We start from the raw sequence: 17,019 nt of genomic DNA, 5'->3' as shown, positions 1-17,019 counted from the left end.
GATTCTTTTTTTCTACTTTTTTATAAAAAATGATAAAAAACTATTGACAAAACAAAAATATAGTATATAATAAAAACATAGAAAACAAAAATATCAAAAACTATAAAAAGATAAAACGTTTATGAAAAAGAAAACAGCAGTGGTATTTGGGACCTTTGCCCCTCTTCATCAGGGTCATATCGATCTTATCCAGCGAGCGAAGCGCCAGTGTGACCAGGTCTGGGTAGTCGTTTCAGGCTACGAGGGAGACCGAGGTGATCAGGTAGGTTTAAGTCTTCAAAAACGATTTCGCTATATCCGAGAGGCTTTTCGTGATGACGAATTGACCTCTGTCTGCAAGCTGGATGAGACCAAGCTTCCTCGTTACCCTATGGGCTGGCAGGAGTGGTTGGACCAGATGTTAGCGGAGATTTCCTATGATGAAACCCAGCAAGAACTGACTTTCTTTGTGGGAGAAGCAGACTACCAGCAAGAGCTATCTAAACGTGGATTTGGAACCGTCTTGCAAGAAAGAAAGTTTGGTATCTCAGCGACTATGATTCGAGAAAATCCAAGCAAATATTGGAAATACATCGCTCAACCCTTCCGTCGTCAGTTTACCAAGAAAGTCTTGATCATGGGAAGTGCCAGTAATGGGAAGACCACTCTGGCCAAGGATTTGGCAAGGTATTACGATGCGCCTGTTAGTCTGGAATACGCGCGTGAGTACCAGATCAAAAACAACGTCCGCGACGATGAATTGACTCCAAAGGATTACTATTATCTCCTGTTGGGACAGTATGATCAGACCTCAAAGCTAATCGATAGCAATGCCAATCGAGGCCTGGTGATAGCTGATACCAACTCCTTGGTAACCAAGAGCTACTATGACTATTACATGGAGACTGAGGACCAAGGGGACTTATCAGGGGAAACCTTTGACAATCTCTTTGCCTCTATCTTGGCCAAGGAAAAATGGGATTTGATTCTCTTTGTGCAGCCTGTTGGCTCCTATGTCAATGACGGATTTAGAGATATGACCATGGCAGAAGACCACATTCGCTACAGTTTTTCCCAGCATTTGGATCAGATGAGAGAGATATATTTAACCAACATTCCACTAGTTTATCTAGCGGAGGATTATCTAGGAAATTATGAAGCAGCAAAAGTGGCTATTGATGCCATTTACCAAGCAGATTAGGAGAAAATTATGAAAAAGCTAACTGAAAAAATCACACAATTTATCGAAAACTTTAAAAATGTCCATGCCGAAGCCCGCAAGATTGGTTTTGCAGGGATCATGCGCTTGCTATGGAAAGATCTCTTTGTCGGCCGTAGCCTTTTCCAGTGGTTATATCTCATTGCCTTGTCAAGTGTTCCCTTAATCTTGGAATTCACGCAAAATACGGAAAGCCATGACTGGCTGAGCTTGTTTGCATCTTGGACTGGGATTGTCTGTGTCATATTGGTAGCAGAAGGGCGTGCAAGCAATTATCTCTTTGGGGCTATTAACTCGGCTATCTATTTGATTTTGGCTATGAATGCGACTTTTTATGGCGAAGTCTTGACGACCGTTTACTTCTTTGTCATGCAGCCGATTGGTCTCTATGCTTGGCTGTCCAATCGTATCAATGACCAAGGTAAACCAGAAGAATCCCACTTTGAAGCTAAGAAATTATCTGTTCTTGACTGGCTCAAGTACTTGGCTTTGACTGCCATTATCTGGATTGGTATGGGCTTGGCTTACCAAAGTATCAATAGCGCTCGCCCTTTCCGTGATAGTGTTACCGATGCGACCAATGGTGTTGGTCAGCTCTTGATGACACGTCTCTACCGCGAGCAATGGATTTTCTGGATTGCAACCAATCTCTTTAGTATCTATCTCTGGTGGGGTGAAAATATCCACATTCAAGGGATGTACTGGGTTTACACACTCAACAGTCTAGTGGGTTGGTACCAATGGACCAAGGCAGTTCGAAAGGAGGCATAAGATGGCAGATACGATGATTCCAGCAGGGATGACGGAAAAAGAATATTATGAAATCCATGCCAGTCAGGAGGAGTTTTTGGATTGGTACTACAAACAGGAACTCCCTCAATATGAAAAACCTAGTGTGACGGTGGATATGGTTGCCTACTGCTTTGTTGAAGGAAAGATCAAGCTCCTGCTGATCCGTCGCAAGGCTCACCCTTATCAAAACTGTTTGGCTTTGGTTGGAGGCTTTATGGATAAGGGAGAAGATGCTGCACATGCCTGTCAACGCGAGGTGAGAGAAGAAGTCAATCTCAATCTTCCTTTGGAAAAAATCGAGCAATTGATGACCGTATCAACCCCTGGGCGTGATCCGCGGGGCTGGACAGTGACCATTGCCCACTTGGTGTACCTGCCTAGTCGTGCCTTAGACCTCGTTCAGGCAGGAGACGATGCCAAGGATGTCGTTTTTGTAGATGTCGATTTCCAGACAGGCAAATGCTACCTTGAGGGAGTTGAGCTGGAGGAGAAAGACTTCGCCTTTGACCATTATGCCATTATCCAAGAATCCATCAAACGAATCCAAGGCCGTCTCGACTGGAATCCGACCTTCCTCTACCTGCTGGAGGAGGAGTTCACTGTCTACGAAGGAACCGAACTGGTCAATCTCATCAACCCAGGACGCCCAATCGTCAGCAATAACTTTCTCGTAAAATACGGAGAATATGTAGAAGAAGTCGGACTTAAACGAGTACCTAAAAAGAAACCAAGAAAAACCTATCGATTGAAATAAAAGTGAGGTCAGGAACTTTGTCCCGACCTCTTTATTTGCTATTATTAGATGTTTTTATCCTATTTCAATAGTACTGTAGGCCTTTATCCAAAATCATGCAAGCGAATTACACAAGAGTGATGTAAAAAAATGACTCTAATCTAAGAAATTTTCTATTTTTTCGTTTCGATTACGAATAGAGATAGTAGAAGGAACAATTTTAATTCAATTTGCTGAAATTTTTAAACTAGGTTCTCTAAATAGTTGACAGATTCAAAACCTAATGTTACAATTGTATTACAAAAAGATTTCTTAATATTTCAAAAACATTACAAAAGAGTAAAAAATGAAAAAGAAAACCTATATCAAATTGATGGCAGTGACTGTGTTGGCTTCTACCTTGCTACTAGGAGCTTGTGGAAATAAAAACGAAACCACTCAAACTAGTAGCACTGCAAAGACAAGTCAATCATCAAGCTCTAAAGCAGCTTCTTCTAGCAAAGAAAGCAAGACTCAAAAATCTTCAAGCTCAGCTTCATCTGAAAAGGCCCAGGCATCTTCTGGTCAGTCTTCTACAGCGGCGGATCAGTCACAAGCGAAACCAGCGCCTGAATCAAGACAAGAACAAGCAGCCCCTAGTCAGCAAGCTCCATCTCAGGCACCTTCAACTCAGCAAGGCTCTCAAGCTCAGTCTAACCAGTCAGGCTATGATCCAACAACTGACCGCAAACTTCAAGACAAGCAAGCAGAACACAACAAACGCTACAAGGGTGTTTTAACCATGGTAGATGGTGATTTCTCAGCTGCTGCAGGTAACTGGAAGGGCGCGAATGGCGAAACAATTACGGTTTCATCAGGGGGCCAATTCACAGTAGAAACTGCAGAAGGAAATAAAGAAAACTACTCTATTAGAGGCTACTCTTACACTCTTGATGATGGCAAGTATAATGCTAAAATCGGAGGAGGAAAAATCATCCAAATTACAACAGGTGCGGATGGTAAAGTTTCAAGCGTTGCCTTGATTCAATAATAAAATTTGGTGTTTTAACTTTTACTAGAAATCGTTCTGTAAAAGAGTGAGTCAACTGTTTTTCACTTAGTTTCTCCAAGAGAAAGTGGTATAATAAAAAAATCAAAGGAAAACGAGTGATAATACATGGCGGATAAACTAATCTTACCTCAAAACACACGACTGATGGGAGTATTTCTTGGATTTGTAGGTGGTTCTTTGGATGTGTTTTGCCATATTCAATACCATAGTTTGGTAGCGACACAGACAGGGAATATTCTCCTACTGATATCTGATTGGCACGACTCAAATGTTATCAATACGATGCTACGATTCTGCTCCATTATTTTCTTTTCTCTAGGATTTCTGTTTGCATTGCACATGAAAGAATACCGCAAAACGGCCTACTGGCGGGTTAAGATGCTGCTCCCTTTATTTATTGGAACTCTTATTCTACCTTTCTTTTCACGATTTCCTCTATTAGAAGTTCCTTTCATCGCTTTTGGAACAGGAATGATGATGCTAACATTTACGGGCAGTTTGATTGAAGATCATCCCTATGTCGTTTTTATGACATCTGGAAATTACCGAAAGATGCTGACCGCTTTGTATCGCATTGCTAGAAGAGAAGGAAATATCCAAGAATACCGTCGTCAGGCCTTAAATTATGGGATTGTTGTAGGAAGTTTCATAGTGGGCGCAATCAGCTTGGCTGTATTGATGCATTTTCTTCATGAATGGTCTATATGGATTGTCAGCCTCAATTTGTTTTTGATTATGTCCTACTATATAGCTAGAGTGAAGCAATTAGATTTACAAGATGAAAACATATAAAAAACGGCAAGACTCATTTTTGATCCTTGCCGTTTTTGTGAGTTGTAGATGTGAGACTATGCTTTGTCTAATTGCAAGAGTGCTTCAATCTCTGCTAGGGTGCTGGCTTGTGAAATGGCTCCACGAAGTTTGGCAGCGCCAGATGTTCCCCGGAGGTAGTGAGGAGCGAGGCCGCGGAATTCACGAACGGCTATATTTTCTCCTTTGAGGTTAATCAGGCGTTTCAAATGTTCGTAGGCGATTTTCATCTTGTCCTCGAAAGTCAAATCAGGGAGAATTTCTCCTGTTTCAAAGTAGTGGTTGATTTGATTGAAGAGGTAGGGATTACCCATGGCTGCTCGGCCAATCATAACTGCGTCAGCACCAACTTCTTCGATGCGTTGTTTAGCATCTTGAACTGTACGGATGTCACCGTTGGCGATAAATGGGATCTTAGTCAGTGCTTGGGCTACATCGTGCAAGGTTTCGAGGTCTGCGTGGCCTGTGTACATTTGTTCGCGGGTACGGCCATGCATAGCGAGGGCAGAGACACCTGCAGCCTCTGCTGCGAGGGCATTCTCCACGGCCAGGGATGGATCAGACCAGCCAGTGCGCATTTTGACAGTGAGGGGGATATCAAGGACAGATTGGACCTTGTTGATAATAGAGTAGATCTTGTCTGGATCCTTGAGCCACATAGCGCCAGCTTCGTTCTTCACGATCTTGTTAACAGGGCAGCCCATGTTGATATCGACGATATCAGTCTTGGTGTTTTCTTGAATGAATTCTGCTGCGCGTGCGAGGCTGTCTTCATCGCTACCAAAAAGTTGGATAGAGACAGGGTTTTCGCCTTCATCGATATGAAGCATATGCAAGGTTTTTTCATTGTTGTATTGGATACCCTTGTCAGATACCATTTCCATTACAACGAGTCCAGCTCCGAGCTCTTTTGCGATGGTACGAAAGGCTGAGTTGGTCACGCCAGCCATGGGTGCTAAAACGGTACGATTGGGAATCTCAACATTGCCAATCATAAAAGGTGTATTAAGATTTGTCACGAATGAGTTCCTCCAGGTCGTTTTCATCAAAGTTATAAGTTGTTTGGCAGAATTGACAAGTGATTTCTGCCCCGTGGTCTTCCTCTTTCATTTCCTCAAGGTCTGAGCTTGGAAGGCTGGCAAGAGCGTTCATAAAACGGTCTTTGCTGCAGTCGCATTGGAAACGAATTTCTTCTTCAGATAGGCGTTTGTAGGATTCGTCACCGTAGATAGCCTTGAGGAGAGATTCGATATGGTCTTCGCTTTCCAGAAGTGTTGAGATAGCTGGCATTTCTTGGATGCGTTTCTCAAAGCGAGCAATCTCTTCTTCCTTGGCTCCTGGCAAAACTTGGAGAAGAAAACCACCGGCAACTTCGACCTTGTCGTCTTTGTCTAAAAGGACATTGAGGCCGACTGCTGAAGGAGTTTGTTGGCTTTCTGTCAGGTAATAGGCCAAGTCTTCACCGATCTCCCCAGAGATGAGAGGAGTCATGGAGTTGTAAGGATTTCCAGTACCGTAGTCTGTGATAACGAGAAATTGACCGTTTCCAACAAAAGGTCCGACTAGGACTTCACCCGTTGCAGTTTTTTTGATATCTACACCGGGGTTTTGAACGTAGCCTTTGACATTTCCCTTGGTATCTGCGACAGTGATGATGGCACCGAGAGAGCTCGTTCCAAGAACTTTAACTGTTAGCTTGGTATTTCCTTTTTCATTGGCTGCGAGAATTTGGCTAGCGATAAGGGTACGACCAAGTGCAACGGTTGAACTGGCTTGGGTTTGATGTTTTTCTTGAGCAGTGCGGACGGTTTCAGTGCTATCAAGGACAAAAGCACGAAAGGCTCCGCTTTCTGATATAGTTTTAATAATTTTATCCATAGCTACTATTTTAGCATAAAAATGCTCAAAGGGGGAGCCGTGTGTTTGCTGTCATTTTTTAATCGTTTAATGTGTGATAATAGGTGTTAGGATTTTGAAGAAATAGAATTGTTGGTAACAATTTTTATTAATATTTTAACTTATCTTAAAATAAGCTAAAACAAACTTTTGAATTATGGTAAACAGTTGAAAAAAAGGTTGATAAAATGGTAAAATGTTAGGAAGATAAGATAGTAAATGCATAGTTGCATAGCTTTTTTGAAAAATCATAGAAAATTGAACACACTAACTATGGGAAAACACAGAAAATTGTATATGTTTTTGGGACAGACCGTCCTATATTTTGTAATCTTACTTGGTTTGCTTTATTTTTTTAGTTACCTTGGTCAGAGCCAAGGCACCTTTATTTATAATGAGTTCTAGTTTAAAGGAGAAGAGGAACAGTGTCTAATAAACCGATAAAAGATATGATTGAAACGATTGAGCACTTTGCTCAAACACAACCAACATATCCTGTCTACAATGTTTTAGGTCAAGAACATACTTATGGTGATCTGAAGGCTGATTCGGATAGTTTGGCTGTAGTTATCGACCAACTAGGCTTGCCTGAGAAATCTCCAGTCGTCGTTTTTGGTGGTCAGGAGTATGAGATGTTGGCTACCTTTGTAGCGCTGACTAAGTCGGGGCATGCCTATATTCCAATTGACAGCCATTCGGCCTTGGAACGAGTTTCTGCTATCGTAGAAGTTGCAGAGCCAAGTTTGATTATTGCCATCTCGGATTTTCCATTAGAGCAAACTAGCACACCGATGCTGAATTTAGAGCAAGTTCATGAAGCTTTTGCTCAAGCTTCTAGCTACGAGATTACGCATCCAGTCAAGGGAGATGACAACTACTACATCATCTTTACTTCTGGTACGACTGGTAAGCCAAAGGGAGTGCAGATTTCCCATGACAATCTCCTCAGTTTTACCAACTGGATGATTACAGATAAAGAGTTTGCGACGCCAAGTCGTCCGCAAATGCTGGCCCAACCACCCTACTCTTTTGACCTGTCTGTCATGTACTGGGCGCCAACCTTGGCACTGGGTGGTACGCTTTTCGCTCTTCCTTCAGCCATTACTCAGGACTTCAAGCAACTATTTGCGACCATCTTTTCATTGCCAATCGCTATCTGGACCTCAACGCCTTCCTTTGCAGATATGGCCATGTTGTCAGAAGATTTTAATAGTGAGAAAATGCCAGGCATTACGCATTTCTACTTTGATGGTGAAGAATTGACTGTCAAAACAGCTCAAAAACTGCGTGAGCGATTCCCAAATGCCCGCATCATCAATGCCTACGGTCCAACGGAAGCGACAGTAGCCCTATCAGCTGTTGCCGTAACAGACGAGATGTTGACGACTCTCAAACGCCTGCCAATCGGCTATACCAAGGCTGATTCTCCAACCTTTATCATTGATGAGGAAGGCAATAAGCTGCCAAATGGTGAACAGGGAGAAATCATTGTTTCTGGGCCAGCTGTTTCAAAAGGCTATATGAATAATCCTGAAAAAACGGCAGAAGCTTTCTTTGAGTTCGAAGGTCTTCCGGCCTACCATACAGGGGATGTAGGAACTATGACAGATGAGGGCTTGCTTCTCTACGGTGGACGCATGGACTTCCAGATTAAGTTCAATGGTTATCGCATTGAGCTTGAAGATGTCTCTCAAAATCTCAACAAATCTCGCTATATCGAGTCGGCTGTTGCTGTTCCACGCTATAACAAGGATCACAAGGTGCAAAATCTACTGGCCTATGTCATCCTAAAGGACGGTGTCCGTCAGCAGTTTGAACGTGATATCGATATTACCAAGGCTATTAAGGAAGACTTAGCAGATATCATGATGTCTTATATGATGCCATCCAAGTTTCTCTATCGAGACAGTTTGCCACTAACGCCTAATGGTAAAATTGATATTAAGGGCTTGATTAATGAGGTAAACAATAGATGATGGAGCTTTACAAACAGCTACCTCATTTGGAACCTTATGGCAATCTTTATTATTTTTTGTATGTGATTGCTGCGACCCTACCGATATTTATCGGGCTCTTTTTCAAGAAACGTTTTTCCTGGTATGAGGTGCTGGTTAGTCTCTTCTTTATCGTAACCATGTTGGTGGGTGGGAAGACCAATCAATTGGTTGCATTAGGTATTTACCTTTGCTGGGAAATATTGCTCGTACTCTTCTACAAGCATTATCGAAAAAGTAAGGATGGCAAGTGGGTCTTTTACCTAGTTAGTTTTCTGTCCCTACTTCCCATTATCTTTGTCAAGGTTCAGCCAGCTATCAATGGAACGCAGTCTTTGCTTGGATTTTTGGGAATTTCTTACTTAACCTTTCGTGCAGTAGGGGTCATCGTTGAGTTGAGAGACGGTGTCATCAAGGATTTAACGATCTGGCAATTCTTGCGTTTTCTTCTCTTTATGCCGACTTTCTCAAGTGGTCCCATTGATCGTTTTAAACGCTTCAATGAAAATTATGAGAACATTCCTGAGCGGGATGAGCTGATGGACATGCTAGAAGAGGCTGTCAAGTATATCATGCTTGGCTTTCTCTACAAGTTTATCTTGGCCCATATTTTAGGAGAGACATTATTGCCTCCGCTGAAAAATTTGGCCTTGCAGACAGGTGGTTTCTTTAACCATTATGCTCTGGCGGTCATGTACACCTTCGGTCTGGAGCTCTTCTTTGATTTTGCGGGCTACTCTATGTTTGCCTTAGCAATTTCAAACTTGATGGGGATTCATAGTCCCATCAATTTTAATAAGCCCTTTTTGTCAAGGGATTTAAAAGAGTTTTGGAATCGCTGGCACATGAGTCTGTCTTTCTGGTTCCGTGACTTTGTCTTTATGCGGATGGTTATGGTGTTGACCAGAAAGAAGGTCTTTAAAAATCGTAACGTGACCTCAAGTGTAGCCTACATTCTCAATATGCTGATTATGGGATTTTGGCATGGTGTGACCTGGTACTACATCGCCTATGGACTTTTCCATGGGATTGGGCTGGTCATCAATGACGCTTGGGTTCGTAAGAAAAAAGCGCTCAATAAAGAACGGAAAAAAGCTGGAAAGGGTTCCTTACCTGAGAATCGCTGGATTCAGTTGCTTGGCATGGTTGTCACCTTCCATGTCGTGATGGTTTCATTCTTAATCTTTTCTGGATTTTTGAATGATTTATGGTTTAAAAAATAAAAGGATATAAAAATGGATATCAAATCAGAAGTTATTGAAATTATTGATGAGTTGTTTATGGAAGATGTTTCTGACATGATGGATGAAGATCTTTTTGACGCCGGTGTCTTGGATAGTATGGGAACGGTTGAATTGATTGTTGAGATTGAAAACCGTTTTGACATTCGTGTTCCAGTGACAGAGTTCGGTCGTGATGACTGGAATACAGCTAATAAAATTGTAGAAGGTATTGCGGAGTTAAAGAATGCTTAAACGCTTGTGGCTGATCTTCGGGCCTATCTTCATCGCTGGATTTTTGGTTCTTCTACTCATCTTTTTTTATCCAAGTACAACAAGCCATAATCTGACGGAGGAGAAGTACTCTGCAGCTTCCATCAGTAGAGAAAGTTTTAAAGAGAGAAGTCAAAAAGTGAGGGCGCTAACGGATCCCAATATGCGTTTTGTCCCTTTTCTAGGGTCCAGTGAATGGATTCGATTTGATAGTGTCCATCCAGCTGTTTTAGCAGAAAAATACAATCGTCCCTATCGCCCTTACTTTATGGGTCAGGCAGGAGCGGCCTCGCTTAACCAATATTTCGGTTTGCAGCAGATTCTGCCAGAAATTGAAGAAAAGCAGGCGGTGTTTGTCATCTCTCCTCAGTGGTTTACAGAGACGGATTACGAGCCAGCAGCGTTTCAGAGATTCTTTAATAGCGACCAGTTGACAGCTTTTTTGGAAAATCAATCTGGGGACATTTCGGCTAAGCATGCTGCGACGCGTTTGTTGAAGCAGAACCCGAGTGTGGCATTGAAAGGCATCCTTCAAAAGCTTTCAAAAGGAGAGGACTTGTCAGATGCTGATCGACTTATCATCAACGTCTTTGCACGATTCAATGAAAAGCAGTCCTCTCTTTTTGGTCAATTTTCCATTCGGGGGAAACTCAAGTACAAAGAACATGTGGAAAACTATTTAAAAGATCTTCCTGATCAGTTTTCTTATGACGCTTTAGAAGAAATTGCCCGTAAGGATGCAGAGGCAAATACGACCAATAACGATATGGGGATGGAGAATCATTTCTACACGTATGAGGTCAAAAAAGACTTAAAAAAATGGGAAGGGTATCAAAAAAATTATAACTTCCTAAAGTCGTCTGAATACAATGATTTGCAGTTGGTTCTTAATCAATTTGCCAAATCAAAAGTCAATGTGCTCTTTGTTATCCAGCCCGTCAACAAGAAATGGATGGAATATACAGAGCTCAGTGAAGAAATGTATCAACACGCAGTGGAGAAAATTCGTTACCAATTAGAAAGTCAAGGATTTACCAACATTGCTGACTTTTCTAAAAAAGGAGGAGAACCTTACTTTATCAAGGATACCATCCACTTAGGCTGGTTGGGTTGGTTGGCTTTTGATAAGGTTGTCAATCCTTTCTTGACGGATCCAAAACCAGCTCCAGACTATAAGATGAATGACCGCTTCTTTAGCAAGGACTGGGCGACCTATGATGGAAATATCAAAGATTTCCAATAAATTGATTAAAAAAACTTGAACTGTTTGGTTCAGGTTTTTTGGTTAAATAGCGAATGTTTTATATAAAAACCAGTCAAAAGTTTTATTTTTTATAGAAATATCGTATAATATAAAGGAAAAAAGAAAAGAAAAGGATTTCAAAATGAATAAACGCTCTTTGTTACCTGTCTTGTCGACAGCTCTATTAGCTCCAGCTTTTTTAGCTGGACAAGTCTATGCTGAGGAAGCAACAACTCCTGCAGAAAGTTCAGCTGTTATAGCGACTCCAGCTCCTGTTGAGAGCCCTGCGGTACCGGAAACTTCGGCAACTTCAGAAGCAGTTGCACCTGCAGAAGCTCCGTCAGCTCCTGCTGAATCTACTAAAAGCGAAGAAAAGGATACCGTTATCTTACACACCAATGATGTCCATGGTCGTATTGTAGAGGAAAAAGGAGTAATTGGAGATGCCAAGTTAGCGACTGTCATTGAGCAGGAACGTGCGAAATCAAATCAAAATACGCTGGTTGTTGATGCGGGAGACGCTTTCCAAGGTTTACCGATTTCCAACTCTACTAAGGGTGAAGCGCGTGCTGAAATTCTCAATCAGATGCAGTATGATGCCATGGCAGTAGGAAACCATGAGTTTGACTTTGGTCTTGATGAAGTTAAAAAATACAAGGAAATCTTGAAATTCCCATTACTTAGCTCAAATACCTATGTCAATGGCGCTCGTCTTTTTGAAGCTTCTACAATCGTTGATAAAGATAAGACTGTGGAAGGTGATGAGTTTGTTGTAATCGGTGTGACGACACCTGAAACTGCTACAAAAACCCACCCTAAAAATGTCAAAGGGGTAACTTTTACAGATCCAATCTCTGAAGTCAATAAGGTCATCGAAGAAGTTCAAGCCAAGGCGCATGCAGAAGGTAAAGACTACAAACACTATGTTGTGCTCGCTCACTTGGGTGTAGATACCACAACTCCAGTTGAGTGGCGTGGTTCAACCTTGGCAGAAGCTCTATCTAAAAATCCTCGTCTCAAAGGCAAACGTGTGACGGTTATTGATGGACATTCTCACACAGTAGCTTCCACAACTTATGGCGACAATGTTACTTATAACCAAACAGGAAGCTACCTTCATAATGTTGGGAAAGTTATCTACAAATCACGTCAGCTTTTGGGCAATCCTACGTTGATTGCAGCTGCTGATGCTAAAAAATTACCAGCTAATCCTACAGTTGAAAAACTAGTCAAAGATATTAAACAAAAATACGACGCTGAAAATGCTGTTGAAGTCGTCTCAAACAGCCCTGTAGAGCTCAACGGTGATCGTGAAAATGTTCGAGTTCGTGAAACCAACCTCGGAAACGTCGTAGCAGACTCCCTCTATCAGTATGGTCAAACAGGATTTAGCCATCCGACAGACATCGCTGTGACAAATGGTGGTGGCTTGCGTGAAACCATTGCAAAAGGCAAACCGATCACTAAAGGAAATGTCATTGCCGTTCTTCCATTTGGAAATACCATCTCACAAATCCAAGTGACTGGGCAACAAGTATTGGATATGTTTGAAAAATCACTCGGATCTATCTTGCAGGTCGATAAGGATGGCAAGAAGGTCTTGGATGAGAACGGGCAACCATTGTTAGAGCCAAGTGGTGGTTTCTTGCAAGTTTCAGGTGTGAAGGTCTACTATGATACCAACCTACCATCAGGCAAACGTGTCTTGGCTATCCAGGTTAAAAACCGTGCGACTGGTCGTTATGATCTTCTAGACCTTGCAAAAACCTACTATCTTGCAACCAATGATTTCCTAGCTGCAGGTGGTGATGGCTACACGATGTTAGGTGGCGCGCGTGAAGAAGGTCCTTCTATGGATGCAGCCTTTGAAGAGTATCTGAAAACTGCTGATTTGACCCAGTATGAAAAGATCAACCCGAACTCACGGACGATTTCTGTGGATTCTACAACCTTTAGTCTGCCAGTAGAAACACCTCAAACGAATGCGGCTGCTAATGATGCGACTACAAATGTGCCACTGACTTATGAGGTGGCAGGTCAATTTAGCAAGAAAGCAGTTGTCTCAGAAAAAGCCCTCCCAAATACAGGAAGCGAACAGTCCATCTTCTTGCTCTTGATGGGAATGGTAGCTGGTTTGGCAGGTATCTTATCGAGTCGAAAACCAAAGCAAAAATAGGTTAAATTTTACATCTAGAAGAGTCTAGGGAAACGTTTTTACGCCTTTTTCCCTTGACTCTTTTTTGGTTTATGATATAATTAACCAGTAAAGAATCGGTGGCTATCTATGTTTTTTACGAAAAGATAGCTAGGGAAGGAGTAACACATGAGACAGCTTGCACAGGAAATCGATAACTTTTTAAACGAGGTGATCTTGAGATCTGAGAACCAGCATGAAATTCTAATCGGGCATTGCACGAGTGACGTAGCCTTGACCAATACTCAGGAACACATCCTCATGCTCTTGTCAGAAGAATCCCTAACCAACTCGGAGTTGGCCCGTCGTCTTAACGTTAGTCAGGCGGCAGTGACCAAGGCTATCAAGTCTTTGGTCAAAGAGGGCATGTTAGAGACATCCAGAGATCCAAAGGATGCGCGTGTGATTTTTTACCAACTGACAGAGCTGGCTCGACCAGTGGCAGAGGAACACCACCATCATCATGAACACACGCTCTTAGCCTATGAACAAGTGGCAAGTCAGTTTACTCCAAATGAACAAGAAGTTATCCAGCGGTTTTTAACTGCTTTAGTAGGAGAAATCAAATAATGCGGTATATTACAGTAGAGGACTTGTCTTTCTATTATGACAAGGAACCTGTCCTCGAGCATATCAACTACAGTGTTGATAGTGGGGAGTTTGTCACCCTGACTGGTGAAAATGGGGCTGCCAAGACAACGCTGATCAAGGCGAGTCTAGGCATCTTGCAGCCAAGATTTGGCAAGGTAACCATCTCAAAGACAAATACTCATGGAAAAAAGCTAAGGATAGCTTATCTTCCCCAGCAGATAGCCAGTTTTAATGCTGGCTTTCCAAGTACGGTTTATGAATTTGTCAAGTCGGGTCGCTATCCGCGAAAGGGCTGGTTCCGTCGCTTAAATGCTCATGATGAGGAACATATCAAGGCCAGTCTAGACTCGGTTGGTATGTGGGAACACCGTGACAAACGAATTGGCTCCCTCTCTGGGGGGCAAAAGCAACGAGCAGTGATTGCTCGGATGTTTGCTTCTGACCCAGATATCTTTGTCTTGGATGAGCCGACGACAGGGATGGATGCTGGAAGCAAAAATGAATTTTACGAACTCATGCACCATAGTGCCCACCATCATGGCAAGGCTGTTTTGATGATTACCCATGATCCTGAGGAGGTCAAGGACTATGCGGATCGCAATATTCATCTAGTCCGTAACCAAGACTCGCCATGGCGTTGTTTCAACGTTCACGAAAGCGACCAGGAGGTAGACCATGCTTAGTTTGTTATCTTATGACTTTATGCAGCGTGCCTTCTTGGCGGTCATTGCCATGAGTCTCTTTTCTCCAGTTCTTGGGACCTTCCTTATCTTACGTCGTCAGAGTCTCATGAGCGATACCCTCAGTCACGTTTCTCTATCAGGGGTAGCCTTTGGTCTGGTTTTGGGGATTTCTCCAACTATTTCAACCATTGTCATTGTCTTGATCGCTGCGGTCTTTCTGGAGTATCTGCGTACGGTTTACAAGAACTTTATGGAAATCGGGACTGCCATCCTCATGTCGACAGGGCTTGCAGTCTCCCTTATCGTGATGAGTAAGGGGAAAAGTTCGAGTTCTATGAGTCTGGATCAATATCTCTTTGGTTCGATTGTAACCATTAGCCAGGAGCAGGTGATTTTCCTCTTTGCCATTGCGGCGGTTGTTTTACTCTTGACTTTCTTATTCTTACGTCCCATGTACATCCTGACTTTTGATGAGGATACGGCCTTTGTAGATGGACTTCCAGTTCGTACTATGTCCATCCTCTTTAACATGGTGACAGGGGTGGCCATTGCCCTTATGATTCCAGCAGCAGGAGCCCTTCTGGTGTCGACCATTATGGTCTTGCCGGCTAGTATTGCCCTTCGTCTGGGGAAAAACTTTAAATCCGTTATGTTGCTAGCCAGTGCTATTGGCTTTTTGGGAATGGTGGCAGGACTTTATATTTCCTACTATGCGGAAACACCTGCCAGCGCTAGTATCACCATTATCTTTGTAGCTGTCTTTTTGTTAGTCAGTCTACTGAAACGTTTTATCAAATAGGAGAATGAAATGAAAAAAATTAGCTTACTACTAGCTAGTCTATGTGCCCTGTTTTTAGTGGCTTGTTCCAATCAAAAACAGGCAGATGGGAAACTAAATATCGTGACAACCTTTTACCCTGTCTACGAATTTACCAAGCAAGTCGCAGGAGATACTGCTAATGTAGAACTCCTAATCGGTGCTGGTACAGAACCTCACGAATACGAACCGTCTGCCAAGGCAGTTGCCAAAATCCAAGACGCAGATACCTTTGTCTATGAAAATGAAAATATGGAAACTTGGGTTCCAAAATTGCTAGAATCCTTGGATAAGAAAAAAGTGAAAACCATCAAGGCGACAGGTGATATGCTCCTCTTGCCAGGTGGTGAGGAAGAAGAGGGAGACCATGACCATGGGGAAGAAGGTCATCACCATGAGTACGATCCCCACGTTTGGTTATCACCAGTTCGTGCTATTAGACTAGTAGAACACATCCGTGATAGCTTGTCAGCAGATTATCCTGATAAAAAAGAGACTTTTGAAAAGAATGCAGCTGCCTATATTGAAAAATTGCAAGCCTTGGACAAGGCCTACACAGATGGCTTGTCTCAAGCCAAACAAAAGAGCTTTGTGACCCAGCACGCTGCCTTTAACTACCTTGCCTTGGACTACGGTCTCAAGCAAGTATCCATCTCAGGTCTCTCACCAGATGCAGAACCATCGGCAGCACGTTTGGCAGAATTGACAGAGTATATCAAGAAAAACAAGATTTCCTATATCTACTTTGAAGAAAATGCCTCACAAGCCCTAGCCAATACACTTTCAAAAGAAACGGGCGTCAAACTAGACGTACTCAATCCGCTAGAGAGTCTGACAGAAGAAGCAACCAAGGCTGGTGAGGACTATATCTCCGTGATGGAGAAAAACCTCAAAGCTTTGAAACAAACAACAGACCAAGAAGGACCAGAAATCGAGCCAGAGAAGGAAGAAAACACCAAGACAGTTCAAAATGGTTACTTTGAGGATGCTGACGTCAAGGACCGCACCTTGGGTGACTATGTAGGCAACTGGCAGTCGGTCTATCCTTTCCTTGAAGATGGAACCTTCGATCAAGTCTTTGACTACAAGGCTAAGTTGACTGGTAAGATGACCAAGGATGAGTACAAGGCCTACTATAGAAAAGGCTATCAGACAGATGTGACTAAGATCAACATTACTGATAACACTATGGAGTTTGTTCAAGGTGGTCAAAGCAAGAAATTCACCTACAAGTATGTTGGCAAGAAAATCTTGACTTATAAGAAAGGCAATCGTGGCGTGCGCTTCCTCTTTGAAGCGACAGATGCGGACGCTGGACAGTTCAAGTATGTTCAGTTTAGCGACCACAATATCGCCCCAGTTAAGGCAGAACATTTCCATATCTTCTTTGGAGGTACTAGCCAAGAAGCCCTCTTTGAAGAGATGGATAACTGGCCAACCTACTACCCAGATAACCTATCTGGCCAAGAAATCGCCCAAGAAATGTTGGCGCATTGATGCAAGAGAGAATCCCGCAAATCTGCG

Annotated in this window: 17 protein-coding genes; 15 read left to right on the top strand and 2 right to left on the bottom strand. The window is 42.6% G+C overall.

What is annotated here, in order from left to right:
• The first annotated feature begins 121 nt into the window (after positions 1 to 121).
• The 5 genes from FQT28_RS09550 to FQT28_RS09530 all read left to right on the top strand — a co-directional run bounded on the left by FQT28_RS09550 (position 122) and on the right by FQT28_RS09530 (position 4,566).
• A complete protein-coding gene (locus FQT28_RS09550; RefSeq protein WP_143990027.1) occupies positions 122 to 1,180 on the top strand; it encodes an AAA family ATPase in 1,059 nt (352 codons plus the stop codon).
• 9 nt (positions 1,181 to 1,189) lie between these two features.
• A complete protein-coding gene (gene pnuC, locus FQT28_RS09545; RefSeq protein ID WP_049479311.1) occupies positions 1,190 to 1,969 on the top strand; it encodes a nicotinamide riboside transporter PnuC in 780 nt (259 codons plus the stop codon).
• Position 1,970: 1 nt separating this feature from the next.
• Positions 1,971 to 2,744, top strand: coding sequence for an NUDIX domain-containing protein (locus FQT28_RS09540; RefSeq protein WP_143990026.1), 774 nt, complete (start codon positions 1,971 to 1,973; stop codon positions 2,742 to 2,744).
• A gap of 325 nt (positions 2,745 to 3,069) precedes the next feature.
• Positions 3,070 to 3,753 (top strand): hypothetical protein, encoded by a 684-nt coding sequence (locus FQT28_RS09535; RefSeq protein ID WP_143990025.1) that lies wholly within the window; start codon positions 3,070 to 3,072, stop codon positions 3,751 to 3,753.
• A 126-nt stretch (positions 3,754 to 3,879) separates the two neighbouring features.
• A complete protein-coding gene (locus FQT28_RS09530; RefSeq protein WP_125449809.1) occupies positions 3,880 to 4,566 on the top strand; it encodes a YoaK family protein in 687 nt (228 codons plus the stop codon).
• Positions 4,567 to 4,622: 56 nt separating this feature from the next.
• Here FQT28_RS09530 and dusB read toward each other — a convergent pair whose 3' ends face one another.
• Positions 4,623 to 5,603, bottom strand: a complete 981-nt coding sequence (gene dusB / locus FQT28_RS09525) for a tRNA dihydrouridine synthase DusB (protein WP_185768065.1) — start codon at positions 5,601 to 5,603, stop codon at positions 4,623 to 4,625.
• A complete protein-coding gene (gene hslO / locus FQT28_RS09520) occupies positions 5,590 to 6,462 on the bottom strand; it encodes an Hsp33 family molecular chaperone HslO (RefSeq protein WP_143990024.1) in 873 nt (290 codons plus the stop codon). Before hslO ends, dusB begins: the two co-directional genes overlap by 14 nt.
• A gap of 291 nt (positions 6,463 to 6,753) precedes the next feature.
• On the opposite strand from hslO, the gene FQT28_RS09515 reads away from it, so the two are divergent.
• The 10 genes from FQT28_RS09515 (at position 6,754) to adcA (ending at position 16,992) form a co-directional block, all read left to right on the top strand.
• Positions 6,754 to 6,885, top strand: a complete 132-nt coding sequence (locus FQT28_RS09515) for a teichoic acid D-Ala incorporation-associated protein DltX (RefSeq protein ID WP_025168981.1) — start codon at positions 6,754 to 6,756, stop codon at positions 6,883 to 6,885.
• Positions 6,886 to 6,905: 20 nt separating this feature from the next.
• Entirely contained in the window at positions 6,906 to 8,456 is a 1,551-nt protein-coding gene (gene dltA / locus FQT28_RS09510; RefSeq protein WP_143990023.1) for a D-alanine--poly(phosphoribitol) ligase subunit DltA, read from the top strand.
• Positions 8,453 to 9,697: a D-alanyl-lipoteichoic acid biosynthesis protein DltB gene (gene dltB / locus FQT28_RS09505; RefSeq protein WP_000970400.1), complete on the top strand. Its 1,245-nt coding sequence runs from the start codon at positions 8,453 to 8,455 to the stop codon at positions 9,695 to 9,697. The genes dltA and dltB overlap by 4 nt, the downstream gene beginning before the upstream one ends.
• A 12-nt stretch (positions 9,698 to 9,709) precedes the next feature.
• On the top strand, positions 9,710 to 9,949 hold the full coding sequence (gene dltC / locus FQT28_RS09500) for a D-alanine--poly(phosphoribitol) ligase subunit DltC (RefSeq protein ID WP_000351970.1): 240 nt from the start codon (positions 9,710 to 9,712) through the stop codon (positions 9,947 to 9,949).
• The gene (gene dltD, locus FQT28_RS09495; RefSeq protein ID WP_143990022.1) at positions 9,942 to 11,210 is read left to right on the top strand and encodes a D-alanyl-lipoteichoic acid biosynthesis protein DltD; all 1,269 of its coding nucleotides are present in this window, start codon (positions 9,942 to 9,944) and stop codon (positions 11,208 to 11,210) included. Before dltC ends, dltD begins: the two co-directional genes overlap by 8 nt.
• 142 nt (positions 11,211 to 11,352) lie before the next feature.
• Positions 11,353 to 13,386, top strand: a complete 2,034-nt coding sequence (nt5e, locus tag FQT28_RS09490) for a cell surface ecto-5'-nucleotidase Nt5e (protein WP_143990021.1) — start codon at positions 11,353 to 11,355, stop codon at positions 13,384 to 13,386.
• A 147-nt stretch (positions 13,387 to 13,533) separates the two neighbouring features.
• Positions 13,534 to 13,974: a zinc-dependent transcriptional regulator AdcR gene (adcR, locus tag FQT28_RS09485; RefSeq protein ID WP_001249328.1), complete on the top strand. Its 441-nt coding sequence runs from the start codon at positions 13,534 to 13,536 to the stop codon at positions 13,972 to 13,974.
• Positions 13,974 to 14,678 carry a metal ABC transporter ATP-binding protein gene (locus FQT28_RS09480; protein WP_001269482.1) on the top strand — a complete coding sequence of 235 codons (705 nt, stop codon included), beginning with the start codon at positions 13,974 to 13,976 and terminating at the stop codon, positions 14,676 to 14,678. The genes adcR and FQT28_RS09480 overlap by 1 nt, the downstream gene beginning before the upstream one ends.
• Positions 14,671 to 15,477: a metal ABC transporter permease gene (locus tag FQT28_RS09475; protein ID WP_139659041.1), complete on the top strand. Its 807-nt coding sequence runs from the start codon at positions 14,671 to 14,673 to the stop codon at positions 15,475 to 15,477. The genes FQT28_RS09480 and FQT28_RS09475 overlap by 8 nt, the downstream gene beginning before the upstream one ends.
• 9 nt (positions 15,478 to 15,486) lie before the next feature.
• Positions 15,487 to 16,992: a zinc ABC transporter substrate-binding lipoprotein AdcA gene (gene adcA, locus FQT28_RS09470; protein WP_143990020.1), complete on the top strand. Its 1,506-nt coding sequence runs from the start codon at positions 15,487 to 15,489 to the stop codon at positions 16,990 to 16,992.
• Positions 16,993 to 17,019 lie beyond the last annotated feature (27 nt).

It is taken from the genome of Streptococcus oralis (genome assembly GCF_901543815.1).
GTDB lineage: Bacteria > Bacillota > Bacilli > Lactobacillales > Streptococcaceae > Streptococcus > Streptococcus oralis_CM.
This window is presented reverse-complemented; position numbering and strand designations above follow the sequence as displayed.

Coding starts and splice junctions, on each gene's coding strand:
- FQT28_RS09550 (WP_143990027.1), top strand. CDS start 122: ATGAAAAAGAAAACAGCAGTGGTATTTGGGACCTTTGCCCCTCTTCAT.
- pnuC (WP_049479311.1), top strand. CDS start 1,190: ATGAAAAAGCTAACTGAAAAAATCACACAATTTATCGAAAACTTTAAA.
- FQT28_RS09540 (WP_143990026.1), top strand. CDS start 1,971: ATGGCAGATACGATGATTCCAGCAGGGATGACGGAAAAAGAATATTAT.
- FQT28_RS09535 (WP_143990025.1), top strand. CDS start 3,070: ATGAAAAAGAAAACCTATATCAAATTGATGGCAGTGACTGTGTTGGCT.
- FQT28_RS09530 (WP_125449809.1), top strand. CDS start 3,880: ATGGCGGATAAACTAATCTTACCTCAAAACACACGACTGATGGGAGTA.
- hslO (WP_143990024.1), bottom strand. CDS start 6,462: ATGGATAAAATTATTAAAACTATATCAGAAAGCGGAGCCTTTCGTGCT.
- FQT28_RS09515 (WP_025168981.1), top strand. CDS start 6,754: ATGGGAAAACACAGAAAATTGTATATGTTTTTGGGACAGACCGTCCTA.
- dltB (WP_000970400.1), top strand. CDS start 8,453: ATGATGGAGCTTTACAAACAGCTACCTCATTTGGAACCTTATGGCAAT.
- dltC (WP_000351970.1), top strand. CDS start 9,710: ATGGATATCAAATCAGAAGTTATTGAAATTATTGATGAGTTGTTTATG.
- dltD (WP_143990022.1), top strand. CDS start 9,942: ATGCTTAAACGCTTGTGGCTGATCTTCGGGCCTATCTTCATCGCTGGA.
- nt5e (WP_143990021.1), top strand. CDS start 11,353: ATGAATAAACGCTCTTTGTTACCTGTCTTGTCGACAGCTCTATTAGCT.
- adcR (WP_001249328.1), top strand. CDS start 13,534: ATGAGACAGCTTGCACAGGAAATCGATAACTTTTTAAACGAGGTGATC.
- FQT28_RS09480 (WP_001269482.1), top strand. CDS start 13,974: ATGCGGTATATTACAGTAGAGGACTTGTCTTTCTATTATGACAAGGAA.
- FQT28_RS09475 (WP_139659041.1), top strand. CDS start 14,671: ATGCTTAGTTTGTTATCTTATGACTTTATGCAGCGTGCCTTCTTGGCG.
- adcA (WP_143990020.1), top strand. CDS start 15,487: ATGAAAAAAATTAGCTTACTACTAGCTAGTCTATGTGCCCTGTTTTTA.